This is a genomic window from Streptomyces sp. NBC_01261 (assembly GCF_036226385.1).
Taxonomy (GTDB): domain Bacteria; phylum Actinomycetota; class Actinomycetes; order Streptomycetales; family Streptomycetaceae; genus Streptomyces.
In genome coordinates this window covers 2,477,605-2,494,440 of sequence record NZ_CP108463.1, presented here as the reverse complement: position 1 = coordinate 2,494,440, position 16,836 = coordinate 2,477,605, and the positions used below count along the sequence as shown (strand labels likewise).

Genomic DNA, 16,836 nt, shown 5'->3' with positions numbered 1-16,836 from the left:
GCCGCCGGATGCGCTCGAACGCCCTCGGTTCGGTCGGAAGCGCCCCCGGGTCGGCTCAGGGGCGAACGCGCTCAGATCAGCGTGAGCTGCGTCGGCTCGGACACCGGCTGATCCGCCGGGTCCGGCGGCTCGGGAATCCGGCGCGGCATCCCCGCGCGCGCGGGACCGATGCCGTACTCCTGGGCCAGGTCGTGGACCTGACGGGTGATCCGGCGCTGGTACCACTTCGGGGCGTACGCGCCCTCCGCGTACAGCCGCTCGTAACGGCGCACCAGGTGCGGGTGGTGCTGCCCGAGCCAGGCCATGAACCACTCGCGGGCACCGGGCCGCAGATGCAGCACCAGGGGAGTCACCGAGGTGGCCCCGGAGGCCGCTATCGCCCTTACGGTGGCGCGCAGTTGGGCCGGGTCGTCGCTCAGGAAGGGGATCACCGGGGCCATCAGGACCCCGACGTCGATGCCGTGCCCGGTCAGGGTCCGTACGGCGTCCAGGCGCCGCTCCGGGGACGGTGTGCCGGGCTCCACCGTGCGCCACAGCGCCGGGTCGGTGAAGCCGACGGAGACCGAGATGCCGACGTCGGTGACCTCGGAGGCCTGCACCAGGAGGTCCAGGTCGCGCAGGATCAGCGTGCCCTTCGTCAGGATCGAAAAGGGGTTCGCGTGGTCGCGCAGGGCGCCGAGGATGCCCGGCATCAGCCGGTAGCGGCCCTCCGCGCGCTGGTAGCAGTCGACGTTCGTGCCCATCGCTATGTGCTCGCCCAGCCAGCGCCGGGAGCCGAGCTGGCGGCGCAGCAGGTCCGGCGCGTTCACCTTGACCACGATCTGCGAGTCGAAGCCGAGGCCGGTGTCGAGGTCCAGGTAGCTGTGCGACTTGCGGGCGAAGCAGTACACGCACGCGTGGGAGCAGCCCCGGTACGGGTTGACCGTCCACTCGAAGGGCATACGGGAGGCCCCCGGCACCCGGTTGATGATCGAGCGGGCCCGCACCTCGTGGAAGGTGATCCCGCGGAACTCGGGTGTGTCGAAGGTACGGCTGACCACGGCGTCCGCGCCGAACAGCGCGGCGTCGGCCGCCCGGCTGTGACCGCCGGACTCGGCGGTGAGGTTCTCCCAGCGCATGACGCCTCCTAAGTAGGCCTGCCCTCCGAGTGAAACACTTGTTCGATTTACTGTGCAAGTGTCATTCCCGATCGCTTCCGACGCCTTGAGGCACCCCGATTTGGGTGGCCGTGGGCGGGGGTGGTTGGCTTGCCCCGACCCCGAGAACCCATGTCCTGACTCATGTCCTGGAGGAAACCGATGGCGCAGGTCGAGGCGACTACCGAGCGGGTCGTCGCAGCCGACGCGGAGGCTGTCTTCGACGCCCTCGCCGACTACAGCGGCACGCGCGCGAAGGTGCTGCCCGAGCAGTTCAGCGAGTACGAGGTGCGCGAGGGCGGCGACGGCGAGGGCACCCTCGTCCACTGGAAGCTCCAGGCCACCAGCAAGCGCGTCCGCGACTGCCTCCTGGAGGTCAGCGAGCCCACCGACGGCGAACTGGTCGAGAAGGACCGCAACTCCACCATGGTCACCACCTGGCGGGTCACCCCGGCCGGCGAGGGCAAGTCCCGCGTCACCGTGACCAGCACGTGGGACGGTGCCACCGGCATCGGCGGCTTCTTCGAGCGCACCTTCGCCCCCAAGGGTCTCGGCCGGATCTACGACCTGGTGCTCGACAGGCTCGCCGCCGAGGTCGAGAAGTAGGCCCCAAGGGCCAAGCCGCCAGGGCGCGTTGGCGCTCCGGCCGCGTCCCTCACCGGTTCGAGTGGATCTCCGTTCGAGCCGGGCGTACGCCGTAACTCGTCACGCTTGCTCGCAGTTGTCGCCCAAAGCGGGAATTGTGCGGCAGGCGCGACGAGGGGAGCGGTACGTGGGCGGGACGACTCTGGTGCAGGACGAACAGGCTCCGGCACCCCCGGAGACACCCGTCCCCGCACCCGTCGAGAAGGCCGAACTGAGCCCGCGCCGCGTGCGGTTGGTGTTCCTCGGCCTGATGCTCGCGCTGCTGCTCGCGGCCCTCGACCAGATGATCGTCGCCACCGCGCTCCCGAAGATCGTCGGCGAACTGCACGGCCTGGAGAAGATGTCCTGGGCGATCACCGCCTACCTGCTCACCTCCACGGTCGGACTCCCGGTCTACGGCAAACTCGGCGACCTCCTGGGCCGCAAGAGCGTGTTCCAGTTCGCGATCGGCGTCTTCGTCATCGGCTCCGCGCTCTCGGGCCGCGCCCAGTCCATGGACCAACTCATCGCGTTCCGCGCGGTGCAGGGCGTCGGCGCCGGCGGACTCATGATCGGCGTGCAGGCGATCATCGCGGACATCGTGCCGCCCCGGGAGCGCGGTCGCTTCATGGGCCTGATCGGCGCCACCTTCGGACTCGCCTCCGTGGCGGGGCCGTTGCTCGGCGGCTACTTCACCGACCACCTCTCCTGGCGCTGGTGCTTCTACATCAACGTGCCGTTCGGCGTGGTGACGTTCGCCGTCGTCACCGTCGTACTGAAACTGCCGAAGCCCACCGTCAAGGCGCGCCTCGACATCCTCGGCGCGCTCCTCCTCGCCGGCGCCTCAACCTGCCTGGTCCTGCTGACCAGTTGGGGCGGGACCGAGTACGCCTGGGGCTCGCACGTCATCCTCGGACTCGGCGCGGGAGCGGTGGCCGCCGCGGTCCTCTTCGTCGTCGCCGAGCGCTTCGCGCCCGAACCCCTCATCCCGCTACGGCTGTTCAAGGACGCCGTCTTCAACGTCACCGCCCTCGTGGGCCTGGTGATCGGGGTCGCGCTGTTCGGGGCCGCCAGCTATCTGCCGACCTTCCTGCAGATGGTCGACGGGGCCAGCGCCACCGAGTCCGGGCTGCTGATGCTCCCCATGATGGGCGGCATCGTCGGCGCGTCCATCGTCTCCGGGCAACTCATCAGCCACACCGGCCGCTACAAGATCTACCCCCTCCTCGGCAGCGCGCTGGCCACCCTCGGCATGTGGCTGCTGTCCCGGCTCGAAGTCGACACCTCCCGGCTGCAGTACAGCGTCTGGATGGCCGTCCTCGGCGCCGGCATCGGCATGGTGATGCCCGTCCTCGTCCTCGCCGTGCAGAACTCCGTACGGCCCGCCGACCTCGGCACCGCCACCAGCGCGAACAACTACTTCCGGCAGATCGGCGGCAGCGTCGGGGCCGCGATCTTCGGCACCCTGTTCGCGAACCGGCTCACCGACGCCCTGCGCGACCGCATCCCCGCGCGCGCGGGTGCCGGTCTTCCCGACCCCGAGTCCATCACCCCGCAGCTCGTCCACACGCTGCCCACGGCCCTGCGCGACGGCTACATCCAGGCGTACGCCGACGCCATGCCGCGGATCTTCCTCTACCTGGTGCCGGTGCTCGCCCTCGGCCTGCTCATCGCCTTCTTCCTCAAGGAGAAACCACTGGTGTCCCACAACGCCCCCGCCGAGACGCCCGAGGCCGCGCCCCTCAACTCCCCGATCCCGCAGGCCCTCCCCCAACCTTCGGCCGGGGGGACCCCCATCTCGCTCCGCTCGGCGTACGTGGCCGGAATCCCCGTCTGCGGCACGGTGCAGCACCCCGACGGGACCGTCGTGCCCCGGGCCGCGCTCACCCTCATCGACGTCTCCGGACAGCAGATCGGGCGCGGCGCCAGCGGCGCGGACGGGCGGTACGCGCTGTCGACGCCCGGCTCCGGGTCGTACGTCCTGATCGCGGCGGCCGGCGGCCACCAGCCGCAGGCGGTGTCCGTCACCGTCGGCGAGCGGCCCGTCGAACTGGACGTCGTCCTCGGCGGCGCCGGACGCCTCGCCGGGAGCGTGCTGACCGCGGACGGCACCCCGGTGCGGGAGGCCGCCGTGACGCTCACCAACGTGCACGGCGAGGTCGTCGCCAGTACCCGCAGCGGGCGCGAAGGCGGCTATGTCATCAGCGAGTTGGTGGCCGGCGAGTACACCCTCGCCGCCAGCGCGCCCGCGTTCCGCCCGGCCGCGCTCCCCGTCAGCGTCCAGGCGTCCCGCGAGACCCGCCAGGACGTCGAACTCGCCGGCGGCGCCGTGCTGCGCGGCACGGTCAGGGCGAGCGGCGGGCGGCCCGTCGAGGACGCGCGCGTGACGCTCCTGGACGCGGCGGGCAACGTGGTCGACACCCTCACCACCGGACCCGACGGAACGTTCCGGTTCATCGATCTGTCCTCCGGCGAGTACACGGTGATCGCCGCCGGGTACCCGCCCGTGGCCACCGTGCTCCAAGTGGCGGGCGGTGGACGCACCGAGCGTGACCTCCAACTCGGCCACGAGGACTGAACTCCCGCCCCACAGAGCGCGGTGGCGCACGCCGGTGCGATGGAGTGGAACCAATTCCAGGAATGCCACACATCGCCACCGGCCGCCCCCGTAGCGTGGTCGGTGGCGGCACAGATCTTGCGGAGCCGTGGGGAGAGAGGGCCTGGGCCATGGACCGTGGCACCGAGCGGGAGACACCTCCCGGCCGCCGGGCCGGGGACGACGTGGTGCTCGAACACACCGCGACGGGCCGTGTCCCCCTCGCCGTGATCCTGATCGACCGCGACGGCCTCGTCTCGCACTGGAGCCGCGGTGCCCGACGCCTGTTCGGCGCCACCAAGGAAGAGGCGATCGGCCAGACGGCCCTCGACCTGCTCCCCGTCTCCGGCGCCCTGCCCGACGACGAGGAGACCAGCCCCTACGGCGGGTTCACCGCCTACGACGGACTCGGCCCCGACCTGGAGTCCTCCCTCGACGGCCGCCTGTCCTACCCGGCCGCCGGACGCGCCCGCCTCACCGTGCCCGAGCGAAGCGAGCCGGGGGCCCTCCCGGCCGAAGGCTGGGGGAGCGACCGTGTGGACGTCCTGTGGTGGGCCTATCCGCTCGTCGGGCCGGGACAGGAACGGCTGTTGGTGCTCGCCGCCGACGCGGGCGCCCTGCGCCAGGACCTCCCCGAGGCGGACCGCGCCTTCGAGCGCATAGCACCGGGCTTCGCCCTGCACACCGACTTCCCCGGCGCCGAAGAACTCGCCCGCAGGCTCCCCGAGATCCTGCCCAGCATGAGCGTCGACGAGAGCGCCCGCATCGTCGCCCAGGTCCTCGAACTCGGCTATCCCGTCCTGGAGTTCAGCCAGAACGAGCGGGTGCCGGTGACCCCCGACTGGGGCGTCGCCCGCCGCGCCGAGCGCAAGGCGCGTCGCGAGCGCGCCGCCCTCGCCGCAGCCGAGGGACGTCCCCTCCCGCAGGAGTCCGCGGACGAGGGCGAGGACCTCGAATACGCGGCCGTGCGCGACCGGTTGGAGTTCCTCAACGAGGTCAGCGGCCGCATCGGCACCTCGCTCGACCTCGCGCAGACCATCATCGAGGTCAGCAGGGCCGTCGTCCCCAAGTTCACGGACGTCGCGGGCACGTACCTCCGCGAACAGGTCGTCGCCGGCGAGGGGTTCCCGGACGGTGTGCCGGACACGACCACCATGTGGCACCGGGTCGCCCTGGAGCACACCGACGAACCCGGCCGCTGGGACGACGTCGTACCGGTCGGCGAGGCCATGCCGTTCCCGGCGCACACCCCGTTCTTCCAGTGCATGACCACCGGCGAACCCGTCCTCGTGCCGCGCATCAGCGAACAGATGGGGCACATGATCGCCTCGCAGTTCGAGAAGCGCGACATCCGGCCGCTGATCACCGGCCGCTCCATGCTGGTCGTCCCGCTCAAGGCCCGCAACGTCGTCCTCGGCTTCATGATCCTGCTGCGCCACCCGGAGCGCGTCGAGTTCAACGACATGGACCGCGTCACCGGCGCCGAACTCGCCGCCCGCGCGGGCCTCGTGCTCGACAACGCGCGCATGTACACCTACCAGGAGAGCGTCGCCGAGACCCTCCAGGACAGCATGCTGCCGCACATCCCGCCGCGCATGGCGGGCTGCGACATCGCCACCCGCTATCTGCCCGGCACACTGCTCGGCCGGGTCGGCGGCGACTGGTTCGACGCGGTGAAACTGCCCGGCGCCCGCACCGCGCTCGTCGTCGGCGACGTCATGGGCCACGGCCTCAACTCGGCAGCCATGATGGGCCAGTTGCGCACCGCCGTGCAGACCATGGCCGCCATGGACCTCCCGCCCGCCCAACTCCTGCGCAACCTCGACGACCTGGCGCAGCGCCTCGGCGACTCGTACCTCGCGACCTGCCTCTACGTCGTCTACGACCCGATCGCGGGCGAACTCCACCTCGCCAACGCGGGCCACATCCCGCCGGTGGTCGTGCGGGCCGTGGACGGTCGCAGCGAGCTGCTCGACCTGCCCACGGGCGCGCCCATCGGCGTCGGCGGGGTGCCCTTCGAGGCGGTGCGTGTGCGCGTGGAGCCCGGCGACCGGCTCGTGATGTGCACCGACGGTCTCGTCGAGGTGCGCGGCGAGGACATCGGCGTAGGACTCGCGACCCTGAGCGAGTCGGCCGCGCATCCGGCCGCGTCCATGGACGACGCCTGCGACACGATCATCCGCACCCTCAACACCCGCGGCGGCCGCAAGGACGACGTCGCCCTCCTGATGGCCCGTCTCAACGGCATCGAGCCGGACGACGTCGCCGAGTGGCGGCTCACCCTCGACCCGGTCGAGGCCGGCCGGGCCCGCGCGGCGGTCCGCGAACAGCTGCACGCGTGGGGCCTCGCCCAACTCGCCGACAGCACGGCCCTGTTGGCGGGCGAACTGGTCACCAACGCCCTACGGCACTCCCACGGCCGCCGGATCGCACTGCGCCTGGTGCGCGGCGACACCCTGATGTGCGAGGTGGACGACGACGACCCCACCCTGCCGTCCCTGCTCGGCGCGGGCCCCGACGACGAGTTCGGCCGCGGACTGCACCTGGTCGGCGTACTCGCCCGCGAATGGGGCGCCAGCCGTACGACCACGGGCAAGACCGTCTGGTTCGAACTCACCCTGCCCCGCCGCTGAAGCGGAGGCGACCGCAGGTGACCGTGGGGGCGCACGAGGCGTACATCGGCGTACACGGGTCGAATGAGCGGTGAAGGAATGCGCCGTGTGCTTGTGAGCGGGACCGGGGCGCGATAGACCGTACTGGCCCGTCACTTATGGCGGAACGGCCTCGCATCCTGGGGAGTTGGGCATGAGCGTGACCAGTCGGTACCGGGAGGCCTGGGAAGGTTTCTGGCGCGAGGCGCCCGACGGGCAGGGAGCCGTCTTCTGGGACGCGGCGGCGGCGCAGACGGTGGGGCTCCATCTCGCCCTGTTCGAGCCGAAGTTGCGCGACCCCGGCCTCCAGATGGTGGACCTCGGCTGCGGCAACGGCACTCAGACCCGGTTCCTCGCCGACCGGTTCACCCATGTCGTCGGCGCCGACCTGTCCGCCGCGGCCCTCGACCACGCCCGGCACGACGACCCGGCGGGACAGGCGGCCTACCGGCTGCTGGACGCCGCCGACAAGACCGAGGTCGAGACCCTGCACGCCGAACTCGGCGACGCCAACGTCTACATGAGGGGCGTGCTGCACCAGGTCGAGCCCGACGACCGGCAGCCGCTGGTGGAAGGAATCGCCACGCTCATCGGCGAGCGCGGCCACGCCTTCCTCGTCGAACTCGCCGAGGCCGCCCGCCCGATCCTCGGCGAACTGGCCCAGGACCCGGCGGGCCCGCCGGCGAAGCTCGCCCCGGTCTTCCGGCACGGCATCGCCCCCGGCGAAGTACCCGACGACGAGGTGCCGGAACTCCTGCGCGCGGCCGGCCTCACGGTCCTCGCGAGCGGCGAACTACCGCTGATCACCACCGAGTTCACCGCGGACGGCGCGCGCATCGAACTGCCGTCGAAGTGGGTGATCGCGAGCCGCGCGACCTGAGACGGCAGGGGGAGGCGGGGCGGCTCACCGCCTCCCCCCACCCGCACTACCCGAACTGGTGCTTGAGGAACGACCCGGACCACGCCATCAGGTCCGCGGGCACGTAGTACCCCTTCTCGTCGTTGATCGCGTCCCAGTTCTTCGCCACGTCCTCGACCGACGCGTCACCACCGGCGTGCGCGTACCCCTCTGTCGAGGCCAGGAAGACCCGCGCGAACCGGCCCGCGCCGGCCGTGTAGATCTCCCCGCTCACCGGGACGCTCTCGTGCGCGAGGTAGGCCACCATCGGCGCCACCGCCGACGACGGCATGTACGGCATGCCCTCCGCGGTCTCGGTGGGCTCCTCCTCGGGGCCGCCGCCCATCCGGGTCATCGCGGCCGGCGCGATCAGGTTGACCTTGATGTTGTGCGGCTCTCCGGCCAGCTTCGCGCTGCGCGCCATGCCGACCGTGCCCGCCTTCGCGGCGGCGTACGACAGGTTGTTGTCCATGCCGAACATGCCGCTGGAGGTGGTCAGGACGACCCGGCCGTAGCCCCGCTCGACGAAGTGCGGCCAGGCGGCCCGCATCGTGTTGAACGAACCGAGCAGGTGGACGGCCAAGTGCCGTTCCAGGTTGTCGAGTTCGATCTCCGGCAGGCCCGCGTACCGGATGATCCCGGCGTTGTTGACGAGGACGTCGATCCGGCCGAAGTTCTCGATCGCGGTGCCGATGACCGCCTCGCCGCCCGCGGTCGTGGACACGTCGTGCGTGTCGGCCACCGCCTCGCCGCCCGTGGCGACGATTCCGTCGACGACCTTCTGCGCGGGTCCGGCGTCGGAGCCCTCGCCCTCCATCGACCCGCCCAGGTCGTTGACGACGACCTTCGCCCCGCGCTCCGCCAGCAGGCGGGCGTAGGCGCGGCCGAGGCCACGGCCCGCGCCGGTGACGACGGCGACGCGTCCTTCGAAGCCGAACTCGCTCATGGGTGACTCCAGTTGTGTGCGGGTGACAGCGTGGGTGGCTACCAGGCGACCGGCAGTGCGTGCAGGCCGTAGGCGAGCGCGTCGTCCCGGCGGAACCTCAACTCGTCGAAGCCGACGGCCAGTCGCAGGGTCGGGATGCGGCGGTACAACGTGCCGTAGACGACCTGGAGTTCGATGCGGGCGAGCTGCTGGCCGAGGCACTGGTGGATGCCCCAGGCGAAGGCGTGATGGTGCCGCGCCTCGCGGGAGATGTCGAACCTCTCCGGCTCGGGGAAGGCCGCCGGGTCCCAGTTGCCCGCGGGCAGCGCGACGACGATGCCCTCGCCGGCCTTGATGGTCACGCCCTCGATCTCGATGTCCTCGGCGGCGATCCGCCGCTGCCCGAGTGCCGGGATCGTCAGATAGCGCAGGATCTCCTCGACCGCGTTCGCGACGACCTTGGGGTCGTCCGTCCCGCGCAGCAGGGCCAGTTGCTCGGGGTTCTGGAGGAGCAGGGCGGTGCCCAGGGTGATCATGCCGGCGCTGGTCTCGTGGCCGGCGATCAGCAGGATCATGCAGAGCATGACGGCCTCGGGCAGGGTGACCTCGCCCGCCTTGATCCGCCCGGCGAAGTCCGAGATGACGTCGTCGGACGGCTCCTCCATCCGCTTCTGGAGCAGCCCGGCCAGATAGCCGCCGAGCGCCTGGTTCGCCGCCCGGTCCTGCTCGGCGGTCTTGTCGCTCCGGGTCGCCAGCGAGGCGTGCTCCTGGAAGAACTCGTGGTCCTCGTACGGCACTCCGAGCAGCGCGCAGATCATCAGCGAGGGCAGCGGCAGCGACAGCGCGGCGTTCAGGTCCGCCGGGTTCGGGCCCGCGAGCATCCTGTCGATCAGCTCGTCGGTGAACCGCTGGATCTCCGGCCGCAGCTTCTCCATCCGGTTACGCGTGAACGGAGCCGTCATCATGCGGCGGATCCGCGTGTGGTCGGCGCCGTCGGCGTTGAAGATGGTCAGCGGATGGTGGGGAGCGTTCTCCGCCATCGCCTCGTTCGGATACGGGAACCCCGGCTGCTTGTCGTCGGAGCTCACCCGCGGGTCGGACAGGATCACGCGCTGTGCGGCGTGCCCGGTCACCAGCCACGGGGTGCTGCCGTCCCAGATCCGGCCCCGGGACACGGGCGCCTCGTCGTTCAGGGCACGCAGTCCGGCCGGCGGGGCGAACGGGCAGGTGCGGTCGCGTGCGCCCGGGTAGTCGAAGAGCTCCGCGTCAGGGGCGGCGAGTTCCGTCTCGGCCTCGGACATGGTCGTTCCTCCAGATGAGGGTGGGAGGGTGGGGGAAATACAGCTGGGGGCTATTCCTCGATACGGATCGCCAGCGCGGGGCACACCGCCGCGGCGTTCCGCACGTCGTCGGCCAGTTCGGCGGGCGGGTTCTCGTTCAGCAGGACGACGATGCCGTCCTCGTCGCGCTGGTCGAACACGTCCATGGCGGCGGCGACGCACTGCCCGGCGGCGACGCATTTGTCCTCGTCGACGACAACCTTCATGGCAACTCTCCTGATCGTTCCGGGTCGTTCAGTGGGCGGGAGCGGGGGAGGGGACCGCGTCGACGATCTCCTGACGGCGCTGTCTGGCCTGCTTGGGCATGTTCCAGCCGAGGATCCCGGTGACCCGGCCGCCGCTGCGGTAGCGCGCGACGAACCGGTGGGCCGCCAACTCCCCCTCGACGACGTCGACTTCGGCATCGGCCGGCAGGAAGCCGTGCACCTGGAGCTTGGCGTCGAACTGATCGGTCCAGAAGTACGGCACCGGCTCGTACGCCCGGTCCTCCCCGAGGATCGCGCCGGCGACCGCCATGGCCTGCTCGGTGGCGTTCGTCCGGTTCTCCAGCCGGATCAGCCGGCCGAGCTGCTCGTGGTGCCAGCGGGCCACGTCACCGACGGCGTAGATCCCGGGCGCCGCCTGGCAACGCGAGTCGCACACCACGCCGTTGTCGAGTTCGAGCCCGCTGTCGGCCAGCCACTCCGTCGCCGGACTCGCCCCGATCGCGACCACGACCACATCGGCGGGCAGCACCTCGCCGGTGCTCAACTCCACGCCGGAGACGTGGCCTTGGTCACCGGTCAGCCCTACGACGCCGTTGCCCAGCCGGAGTTGCACCCCCCGTTCGGTGTGCAGCTCCGCCAGCAGTCCCGACACCAGGGGGCCCACCTGAAGGGCCAGAGGGCCGGTGAGTGGTCCGGCGAGGGTGACGTCCAGGCCCAACGTCCGTGCCGTGGCGGCGATTTCGGAGCCGAGAACGCCCTCGCCGACGACCACCAGCCGCGACCCGGCCAGCAGATCCGTCCGCAGGGCGAGCGCGTCGTCGAGGGTGCGCAGTACATGGACACCGGTCAACTCGCCCTGTCCCGGCAGCATTCGGGGCCGTACGCCGGTGGCGATCACGATCACGTCGGCGCTCAGCTCGCGTCCGGACTCCGTGCGCACGGTCCGGGTCGCCGGGTCCAGGGCGACCGCGGGGTCGCCGAGCACGAACTCGGTGTCGAGACCGGACAGCATCTCCTCGGTGCGCAGTGCGGCCCGGGCCGGTTCCCAGGCGCCGGAGAGGATCTGCTTGGACAGCGGCGGACGGTCGTACGGGGCGTGCGGCTCGGCGCCGAGCACCGTGACACGGCCCGTGTACCCCTTGCGCCGGAGGGCCTCCACCGTGGTCAGCCCGGACGCGGAGGCGCCCACCACCAGCACGTGGGCCACGGCCCCGGTGTCGTCCTCGTTGCTCATGTTCTGCTCCGTTGCGGCGTTGGTGCGATGGTCTGTGCGGGCGCTCACGCCAGATAGCGCCCGCCGTTGACGCTGAGGGTCTGGCCGGTGACGTAGGCGGCTTCCTCGGAGGCGAGGTACGCCACCGCGTAGGCGATGTCCTCCGGCTTGCCGGCCCGTTTCATCGGCATGGAGGCGGCGGCGGCCTCCACGTCGACCGGGCCCTCGCGGACCAGGGGGGTGTCGATGAAGCCGGGCGGCACGTGGTTCACGGTGATGCCTTGGCCGATGTACTCGACCGCCAGTGCCCGGGTGAGGGCGATGACACCGCCCTTGGAGGACGCGTAGTGGGCCATCGAGGGCGCGCCGGTCTGCGCGGAGGACGAGGAGATGTTGACGATCCGGCCCCAGCCCGCCTCGACCATGTCGGGCACCAGTTCCTTGGTGACGAGGAACGGGCCCTTGAGGTTGATCCCGATCATGCGGTCCCAGGACGCCTCGGAGATGCTCGTGAACGGCTCGTAGGCGGTGATGCCCGCGTTGTTGACGAGGATCGCGACCGGGCCGAACTCCTCGCGGGTGCGGGCGGCCGCCCGTGCCACGGCGCCGGCCTCGGCCGCGTCGCCGGGGACCGCGATCGCCGCACCGCCGGCCTCCTGGATGGCCGCCGCGGTCTTCTCGGCACCCTCGCTGTTGAGGTCCCAGACCGCGACCGCGGCTCCCCGGGCGGCGAGCACCGTCGCGATCGCCTGGCCGATGCCGCGACCGCCGCCGGTGACGACGGCGACCTTTCCCTGCAGTGACATGTGCGCTCCCTTGCGCTCGTGCGCGGTGCCGTGAGGACCGGACACCGGTGGTTCGGCTATTCGCCCAGGGCCTCGCGGGCCGCGGTGCGGGCGGCGACGGCCCGGGGGAAGCCGGTGTACCCGGCGGCGTGGTAGAGGATCTCGGCCAGCTCGTCCCTGGTCACGCCGTTGGTGAGGGCGACCCGGACATGGGTCTTCAGCTCGGTCTCGGCACCGAGCGCGATCAGGATGCCGAGGGTGACCAGGCTGCGGTCGCGCGGGGCGAGGCCCTCACGGCCCCACAGCGCGCCCCACACGGTGGACAGGCCGATCTCGACGAGATCCTCGCCGAGCTTGCCGTCCCGCATGTCGAGATCACCCTCCGCGGGAACCACCCCGGGCAGTGCGGCCCGCAGGGCCTTCAGGCCCGCGACGCGCAGATCGGTGGCTTCCTTGACGTCTTCGGCGCTCATGCGCGACTCCCGGTGCAGGCGATTGCATTCGTCCCAAGCGAAAGTTAGATCAAACGGTCGGTACAATCAATCCCTGTTACGGATATGGCGGTTCCAGGCTCTCTCCGTCATCGGCATTGATCGGGCTCAGCCCCTCATCTACTCTCGATCTGAATATTCGACCGACTGGTCGAACTATCAAACGAGGCTCATGTGGGAGCCGCAGCCCCAGTCACCATGGAGGGCAAATGAGCGAATCTTCGAAGCCGGCGGTCCAGGACCGGGTCGACGTCCTCGTCATCGGGGCCGGTGTCACCGGCATCTACCAGCTGCACACCGCCCGTGAAGCCGGGTTCTCGGTGCGCCTCCTCGAAGCGGGAACCGGGGTGGGTGGCGTCTGGTACTGGAACCGCTACCCCGAGGCGCGCTTCGACTCCGAGAGCTACACCTACGGCTACCTGTTCTCGAAGGAGCTGTGGGAGGAGTGGGAGTGGTCGGAGCGGTTCGCCGGGCAACCCGAGATCGAGCGCTACTTCAACCACGTCGTCGACCGCTTCGACCTGCGGCGCGACATCCGCAACGGCGTCAAGGTGACCTCGGCCGTCTTCGACGAGCCGTCCGGCACCTGGACCGTGCGAGGCAGCGACGGCACCGAGGTCCGGGCCCGCTACGTCGTCGCGGCCACCGGCAACCTCTCGGTACCGTTCATCCCGGGCATCCCGGGCCGCGACGACTTCCGCGGCGAGCAGCACCACACCTCCCGCTGGCCGAAGACACCCATCGACTTCACCGGCAAGCGGGTGGCCCAGATCGGTACCGGCTCCAGCGGTGTGCAGATCATCGCCGCGATCGCGGACGACGTGGCCCAGCTGACGGTGTATCAGAAGGACGCCGACTGGCTCACGCCGCTCAACAACGGGCCGATCCCGCCCGAGGAGCAGGCGGAGCTCAAGGCCGACTTCGAGTCCATCCGGGACACGCTGAACACCTCGCCGAGCGGGTTCCTCCACGAGTTCACCATGCGCTCGGGCCTCGACGACAGCCCGGAGGACCGCCAGGCGTTCTACGAGGAGCGGTGGAACGGCCCGGGCTTCACCAAGCTGACCCAGCACTACATGGACATGCTGTCGAACGAGACCGTGAACGCGGAGTGGTGCGCGTTCATGGCCGACAAGATCCGCGGCATCGTCAAGGACCCGGAGACGGCGGACAAGCTGATCCCCAAGGGTCATGGCTACGGTGGGCGTCGGCCCCCCTTCGGGACCGGTTACTACGAGACGTACAACAAGCCGAACGTCTCTCTCGTCGACATCAACACGACGCCGATCACCCGCATCACCGAGGACGGTATCGAAACCGCCGACGGTGTCGAGGAGTTCGACATCATCATCTGGGCCACCGGCTACGACTTCGGCACCGGGGCCCTCAACCGGCTCGGAGTGCGGGGGCGGCAGGGCCTGCCGTTGAAGGAGTACTGGTCGGACGGCCCGCGCACCTACCTCGGGGTCGTGTCGGCCGGCTTCCCCAACTTCTTCTTCCCCGGCGGGCCCCACGGCGCGACGGGCAACAATCCGCGGTACGCCGGCGATCAGGTGGAATTCGTCACCGACGCGATCGTCCACGCGCGCGACCAGGGATACGACGTCATCGAGGTGACCGAGGCCGCCGAGCGGGAGTGGACGGACGCCATGAACAGCAGCACCATGTCCTCCTTCCTGGACAGCACCTACTTCTCCGGGGGCAACATCCCCGGCAAGCCGGTCAAGCAGCTGCTGAACCCGACGGGCCGGTGGGCGCTCCAGGAGGCGATCGCCGCCGTCAAGCAGGGCGAGTACCCGACGTTCGTCCTCTCCAAGGCCGAGACTCCGGACGCCTGAACGCCCGGACGCCCGTGCCGCCCTGGACGTGGGCGGCACGGGCGTCCGGGTTTCCGCCGGGGCCTACTCCGCGAAGGTCGTGACCCGCTGCTGGAAGAGCCACCGGCCGCCCTCGCGGCGCAGGACGTCGTCGTAGCGTCCGACCATCTGGACGGTCCAGCCCGCCTCGCCGCGCGCGAAGAACGCCAGGTTGCTGGTGGCCGTCGCCTCGTCCTCGGTCGCCGAGATCACGACGGTGTTGGCGATGAGGTGCAACTGCGGCGCCTGGGGCGTGAAGCCGCCGAAGCCCTGCCGTATCGCCTCCCGGCCCTCGAACTTGGCCATGCCGACTATCTCGGCGACGCCGTCGGCGGTGTACAGGTCGGCGATGTCGTCGGTCCGTCCGGCGTCCAGGGCCTGGGCGTAGGCGGCGATGGCGGTCTGTACGGCCGCCGTGACGGACGCGTCGATCGTGGTGGTCATCTCACTCCAGGGTCGAGAGGGTGAAGTAGTTCTGGGGGAACGGCCGTCAGGCCTGGTACGTCGTCTTCCTGCTCCGGATCAGCCACGTGCCGTCCTGCCTGCGCAGGGTGTCGTCGTAGTGCCCGACCACGCCCACCGCCCAGCCGGCCTCGCCGCGCTGGAGGAAGACCACGTCGCTCAGGGCGCGGGCCTCGTCCTCGCCCGTGGACGTCACGACGGTGTTGGTCACCAGGTGGAGTTGCGGCCGGACCGGCTCCCATCCCTTGAAGGCCGCGTGGATCGCGTCGCGCCCCTCGACCGGGTCCATGCCCGGGATCTCCAGGACGGCGTCGGGCGTGTACAGCGCGACGATCTCGTCGGTGCGGCCGGCGTCCTGGGCCTGGGTGTGCGAGCCGAGTACGGCCCGTACGCCCGCGACGACCCACGCCTGTGTGGATTCGCTCATTCTTCGCTCCAAGGTCAGGTGTTTCGACCACTCAGTCTATTGATGGGCAGAAGATAAAGGGAGGGGTGCGCGTCGGATTCGTTGACCGATCGGTACAATCACAAATAACATGCGGGCGGCTGGTCGACGGGGACTGTCGCCGAAGGAGGCGTGATCATGACGAAGCGTTGGAAGCAGCGTCCGCCGGGCTCTACGTGGGGCGATTGGGGTGAGGACGACGAACTGGGCCGTATCAACCTGCTCACTCCCGAGAAGGTCCTTCAGGGGGTTCGCGAGGTCGAGCACGGGATCAGCTTCAGCCTGAGCCTGCCGCTGGACTATCCGGGCGGGAGCGAGCTGAACCAGCGCCGCTACCCTCCGATCCTGCGGCCCACCGAGGACCTCGAACACAAGCAGGACGTCTTCTACAACATCAAGGCGCGGGAGCACTTCTCGCCGCACCTCAGGGACGTCTGGTCCGACGACGTGGTGACCCTCTGGCTGCAGTACTCGACGCAGTGGGACGCACTCGCCCACCAGGGCCAGGAGTTCGACGCCGACGGTGACGGCGTCGAAGAGGCGGTCTACTACAACGGCTACCGCGCCGACACCGACATCGTCGGACCGCAGGAGGACGCCAAGGGCGACGGCAGCGGCACCCTCGGCTTCGCCCGCCACCTCGGCCTGGAGCACATGGCGGAGCACGGGGTCCAGGGCCGGGGCGTCCTCATCGACCTGGCCCACCACCTGGGCACCACCTGGCAGCCGGTCAACCTGAAGACCCTTCAGGAGATCATGGCGGCGGACGACATCGTCGTCGAACCCGGAGACATGCTCCTCCTGCACACCGGTTTCGACACCGCGGTGATGGCCTGGGGGAAGAACCCGGACCCCGTGGGCATCCACACCACGGCCTCCTACCTCGACGCGTTCGACCCGGCGCTCCTGGAGTGGATCGCCGAGTCGCAGATCTCCGCGCTGGTCTCGGACAACTACGCCGTCGAGGGCGTGGGCGTCGGCCCTGAGGACAACACCCCGCACTCGCTGCTCCCGATCCACAACCTCTGCCTCTTCAAGCTGGGCGTCCCGCTCGGCGAGTTGTGGTACCTGGAGAAGCTGGCGGCCTGGCTGCGCGAGCACAACCGCAGCCGCTTCCTGCTCACCGCGCCCCCGCTCAACCTGCCGGGGACACAGGGCAGTCCGCTGACACCGGTCGCGACCGTCTGACAGCCGCTACGACGGGAAGG

At 70.5% G+C, this 16,836-nt stretch carries 15 protein-coding genes; 6 read left to right on the top strand and 9 right to left on the bottom strand.

All coding sequences use genetic code 11. The annotated features are described in order from the left end of the window. Window positions 1-71: 71 nt before the first annotated feature. Window positions 72-1,118, bottom strand: coding sequence for an Rv2578c family radical SAM protein (locus OG226_RS10875; protein WP_328676751.1), 1,047 nt, complete (start codon window positions 1,116-1,118; stop codon window positions 72-74). 180 nt (window positions 1,119-1,298) lie between these two features. Between OG226_RS10875 and OG226_RS10870 the strand changes: the two genes are divergently transcribed. From OG226_RS10870 to OG226_RS10855, 4 genes are all read left to right on the top strand, one after another. Further along, window positions 1,299-1,742: an SRPBCC family protein gene (locus tag OG226_RS10870; RefSeq protein ID WP_328676749.1), complete on the top strand. Its 444-nt coding sequence runs from the start codon at window positions 1,299-1,301 to the stop codon at window positions 1,740-1,742. Window positions 1,743-1,908: 166 nt separating this feature from the next. Then, window positions 1,909-4,338, top strand: a complete 2,430-nt coding sequence (locus OG226_RS10865) for an MFS transporter (protein WP_329348731.1) — start codon at window positions 1,909-1,911, stop codon at window positions 4,336-4,338. A 149-nt stretch (window positions 4,339-4,487) separates the two neighbouring features. Next, window positions 4,488-6,989 (top strand): SpoIIE family protein phosphatase, encoded by a 2,502-nt coding sequence (locus tag OG226_RS10860; RefSeq protein WP_328676746.1) that lies wholly within the window; start codon window positions 4,488-4,490, stop codon window positions 6,987-6,989. A gap of 172 nt (window positions 6,990-7,161) precedes the next feature. Beyond that, window positions 7,162-7,887: a class I SAM-dependent methyltransferase gene (locus tag OG226_RS10855; protein WP_328676744.1), complete on the top strand. Its 726-nt coding sequence runs from the start codon at window positions 7,162-7,164 to the stop codon at window positions 7,885-7,887. A gap of 46 nt (window positions 7,888-7,933) precedes the next feature. Here the strand turns inward: OG226_RS10855 and OG226_RS10850 are convergent, their stop codons facing one another. Genes OG226_RS10850 through OG226_RS10825 form a run of 6 tightly spaced genes read right to left on the bottom strand, consistent with a single transcriptional unit; the run spans window position 7,934 to window position 12,847 of the window. Further along, on the bottom strand, window positions 7,934-8,851 hold the full coding sequence (locus tag OG226_RS10850; protein WP_329348728.1) for an SDR family NAD(P)-dependent oxidoreductase: 918 nt from the start codon (window positions 8,849-8,851) through the stop codon (window positions 7,934-7,936). A gap of 38 nt (window positions 8,852-8,889) precedes the next feature. After that, window positions 8,890-10,131, bottom strand: coding sequence for a cytochrome P450 (locus tag OG226_RS10845; protein ID WP_329348726.1), 1,242 nt, complete (start codon window positions 10,129-10,131; stop codon window positions 8,890-8,892). Window positions 10,132-10,181: 50 nt separating this feature from the next. Continuing rightward, window positions 10,182-10,376 carry a ferredoxin gene (locus tag OG226_RS10840; RefSeq protein WP_033279370.1) on the bottom strand — a complete coding sequence of 65 codons (195 nt, stop codon included), beginning with the start codon at window positions 10,374-10,376 and terminating at the stop codon, window positions 10,182-10,184. 28 nt (window positions 10,377-10,404) lie between these two features. Further along, window positions 10,405-11,610: an NAD(P)/FAD-dependent oxidoreductase gene (locus OG226_RS10835; RefSeq protein ID WP_329348725.1), complete on the bottom strand. Its 1,206-nt coding sequence runs from the start codon at window positions 11,608-11,610 to the stop codon at window positions 10,405-10,407. A 44-nt stretch (window positions 11,611-11,654) separates the two neighbouring features. Beyond that, window positions 11,655-12,395, bottom strand: a complete 741-nt coding sequence (locus OG226_RS10830) for an SDR family NAD(P)-dependent oxidoreductase (RefSeq protein ID WP_329348724.1) — start codon at window positions 12,393-12,395, stop codon at window positions 11,655-11,657. 56 nt (window positions 12,396-12,451) lie between these two features. Next, entirely contained in the window at window positions 12,452-12,847 is a 396-nt protein-coding gene (locus OG226_RS10825) for a carboxymuconolactone decarboxylase family protein (RefSeq protein WP_328676733.1), read from the bottom strand. A 227-nt stretch (window positions 12,848-13,074) separates the two neighbouring features. Between OG226_RS10825 and OG226_RS10820 the strand changes: the two genes are divergently transcribed. Continuing rightward, a complete protein-coding gene (locus OG226_RS10820) occupies window positions 13,075-14,703 on the top strand; it encodes a flavin-containing monooxygenase (protein WP_328676732.1) in 1,629 nt (542 codons plus the stop codon). A 63-nt stretch (window positions 14,704-14,766) separates the two neighbouring features. Here OG226_RS10820 and OG226_RS10815 read toward each other — a convergent pair whose 3' ends face one another. Continuing rightward, window positions 14,767-15,165 (bottom strand): nuclear transport factor 2 family protein, encoded by a 399-nt coding sequence (locus OG226_RS10815; protein ID WP_328676730.1) that lies wholly within the window; start codon window positions 15,163-15,165, stop codon window positions 14,767-14,769. Window positions 15,166-15,211: 46 nt separating this feature from the next. Beyond that, a complete protein-coding gene (locus OG226_RS10810) occupies window positions 15,212-15,610 on the bottom strand; it encodes a nuclear transport factor 2 family protein (RefSeq protein ID WP_328676729.1) in 399 nt (132 codons plus the stop codon). Between the two features lie 156 nt (window positions 15,611-15,766). Here OG226_RS10810 and OG226_RS10805 point away from each other — a divergent pair, with 156 nt between their 5' ends. Further along, window positions 15,767-16,816, top strand: a complete 1,050-nt coding sequence (locus tag OG226_RS10805; RefSeq protein WP_328676727.1) for a cyclase family protein — start codon at window positions 15,767-15,769, stop codon at window positions 16,814-16,816. Window positions 16,817-16,836: the final 20 nt, after the last annotated feature.

What these genes read in the sequence shown, in the direction of transcription:
- OG226_RS10875 (WP_328676751.1), bottom strand. Translation starts at nt 1,118, where the DNA reads ATGCGCTGGGAGAACCTCACCGCCGAGTCCGGCGGTCACAGCCGGGCG.
- OG226_RS10870 (WP_328676749.1), top strand. Translation starts at nt 1,299, where the DNA reads ATGGCGCAGGTCGAGGCGACTACCGAGCGGGTCGTCGCAGCCGACGCG.
- OG226_RS10860 (WP_328676746.1), top strand. Translation starts at nt 4,488, where the DNA reads ATGGACCGTGGCACCGAGCGGGAGACACCTCCCGGCCGCCGGGCCGGG.
- OG226_RS10855 (WP_328676744.1), top strand. Translation starts at nt 7,162, where the DNA reads ATGAGCGTGACCAGTCGGTACCGGGAGGCCTGGGAAGGTTTCTGGCGC.
- OG226_RS10850 (WP_329348728.1), bottom strand. Translation starts at nt 8,851, where the DNA reads ATGAGCGAGTTCGGCTTCGAAGGACGCGTCGCCGTCGTCACCGGCGCG.
- OG226_RS10845 (WP_329348726.1), bottom strand. Translation starts at nt 10,131, where the DNA reads ATGTCCGAGGCCGAGACGGAACTCGCCGCCCCTGACGCGGAGCTCTTC.
- OG226_RS10840 (WP_033279370.1), bottom strand. Translation starts at nt 10,376, where the DNA reads ATGAAGGTTGTCGTCGACGAGGACAAATGCGTCGCCGCCGGGCAGTGC.
- OG226_RS10835 (WP_329348725.1), bottom strand. Translation starts at nt 11,610, where the DNA reads ATGAGCAACGAGGACGACACCGGGGCCGTGGCCCACGTGCTGGTGGTG.
- OG226_RS10830 (WP_329348724.1), bottom strand. Translation starts at nt 12,395, where the DNA reads ATGTCACTGCAGGGAAAGGTCGCCGTCGTCACCGGCGGCGGTCGCGGC.
- OG226_RS10825 (WP_328676733.1), bottom strand. Translation starts at nt 12,847, where the DNA reads ATGAGCGCCGAAGACGTCAAGGAAGCCACCGATCTGCGCGTCGCGGGC.
- OG226_RS10820 (WP_328676732.1), top strand. Translation starts at nt 13,075, where the DNA reads ATGAGCGAATCTTCGAAGCCGGCGGTCCAGGACCGGGTCGACGTCCTC.
- OG226_RS10815 (WP_328676730.1), bottom strand. Translation starts at nt 15,165, where the DNA reads ATGACCACCACGATCGACGCGTCCGTCACGGCGGCCGTACAGACCGCC.
- OG226_RS10810 (WP_328676729.1), bottom strand. Translation starts at nt 15,610, where the DNA reads ATGAGCGAATCCACACAGGCGTGGGTCGTCGCGGGCGTACGGGCCGTA.
- OG226_RS10805 (WP_328676727.1), top strand. Translation starts at nt 15,767, where the DNA reads ATGACGAAGCGTTGGAAGCAGCGTCCGCCGGGCTCTACGTGGGGCGAT.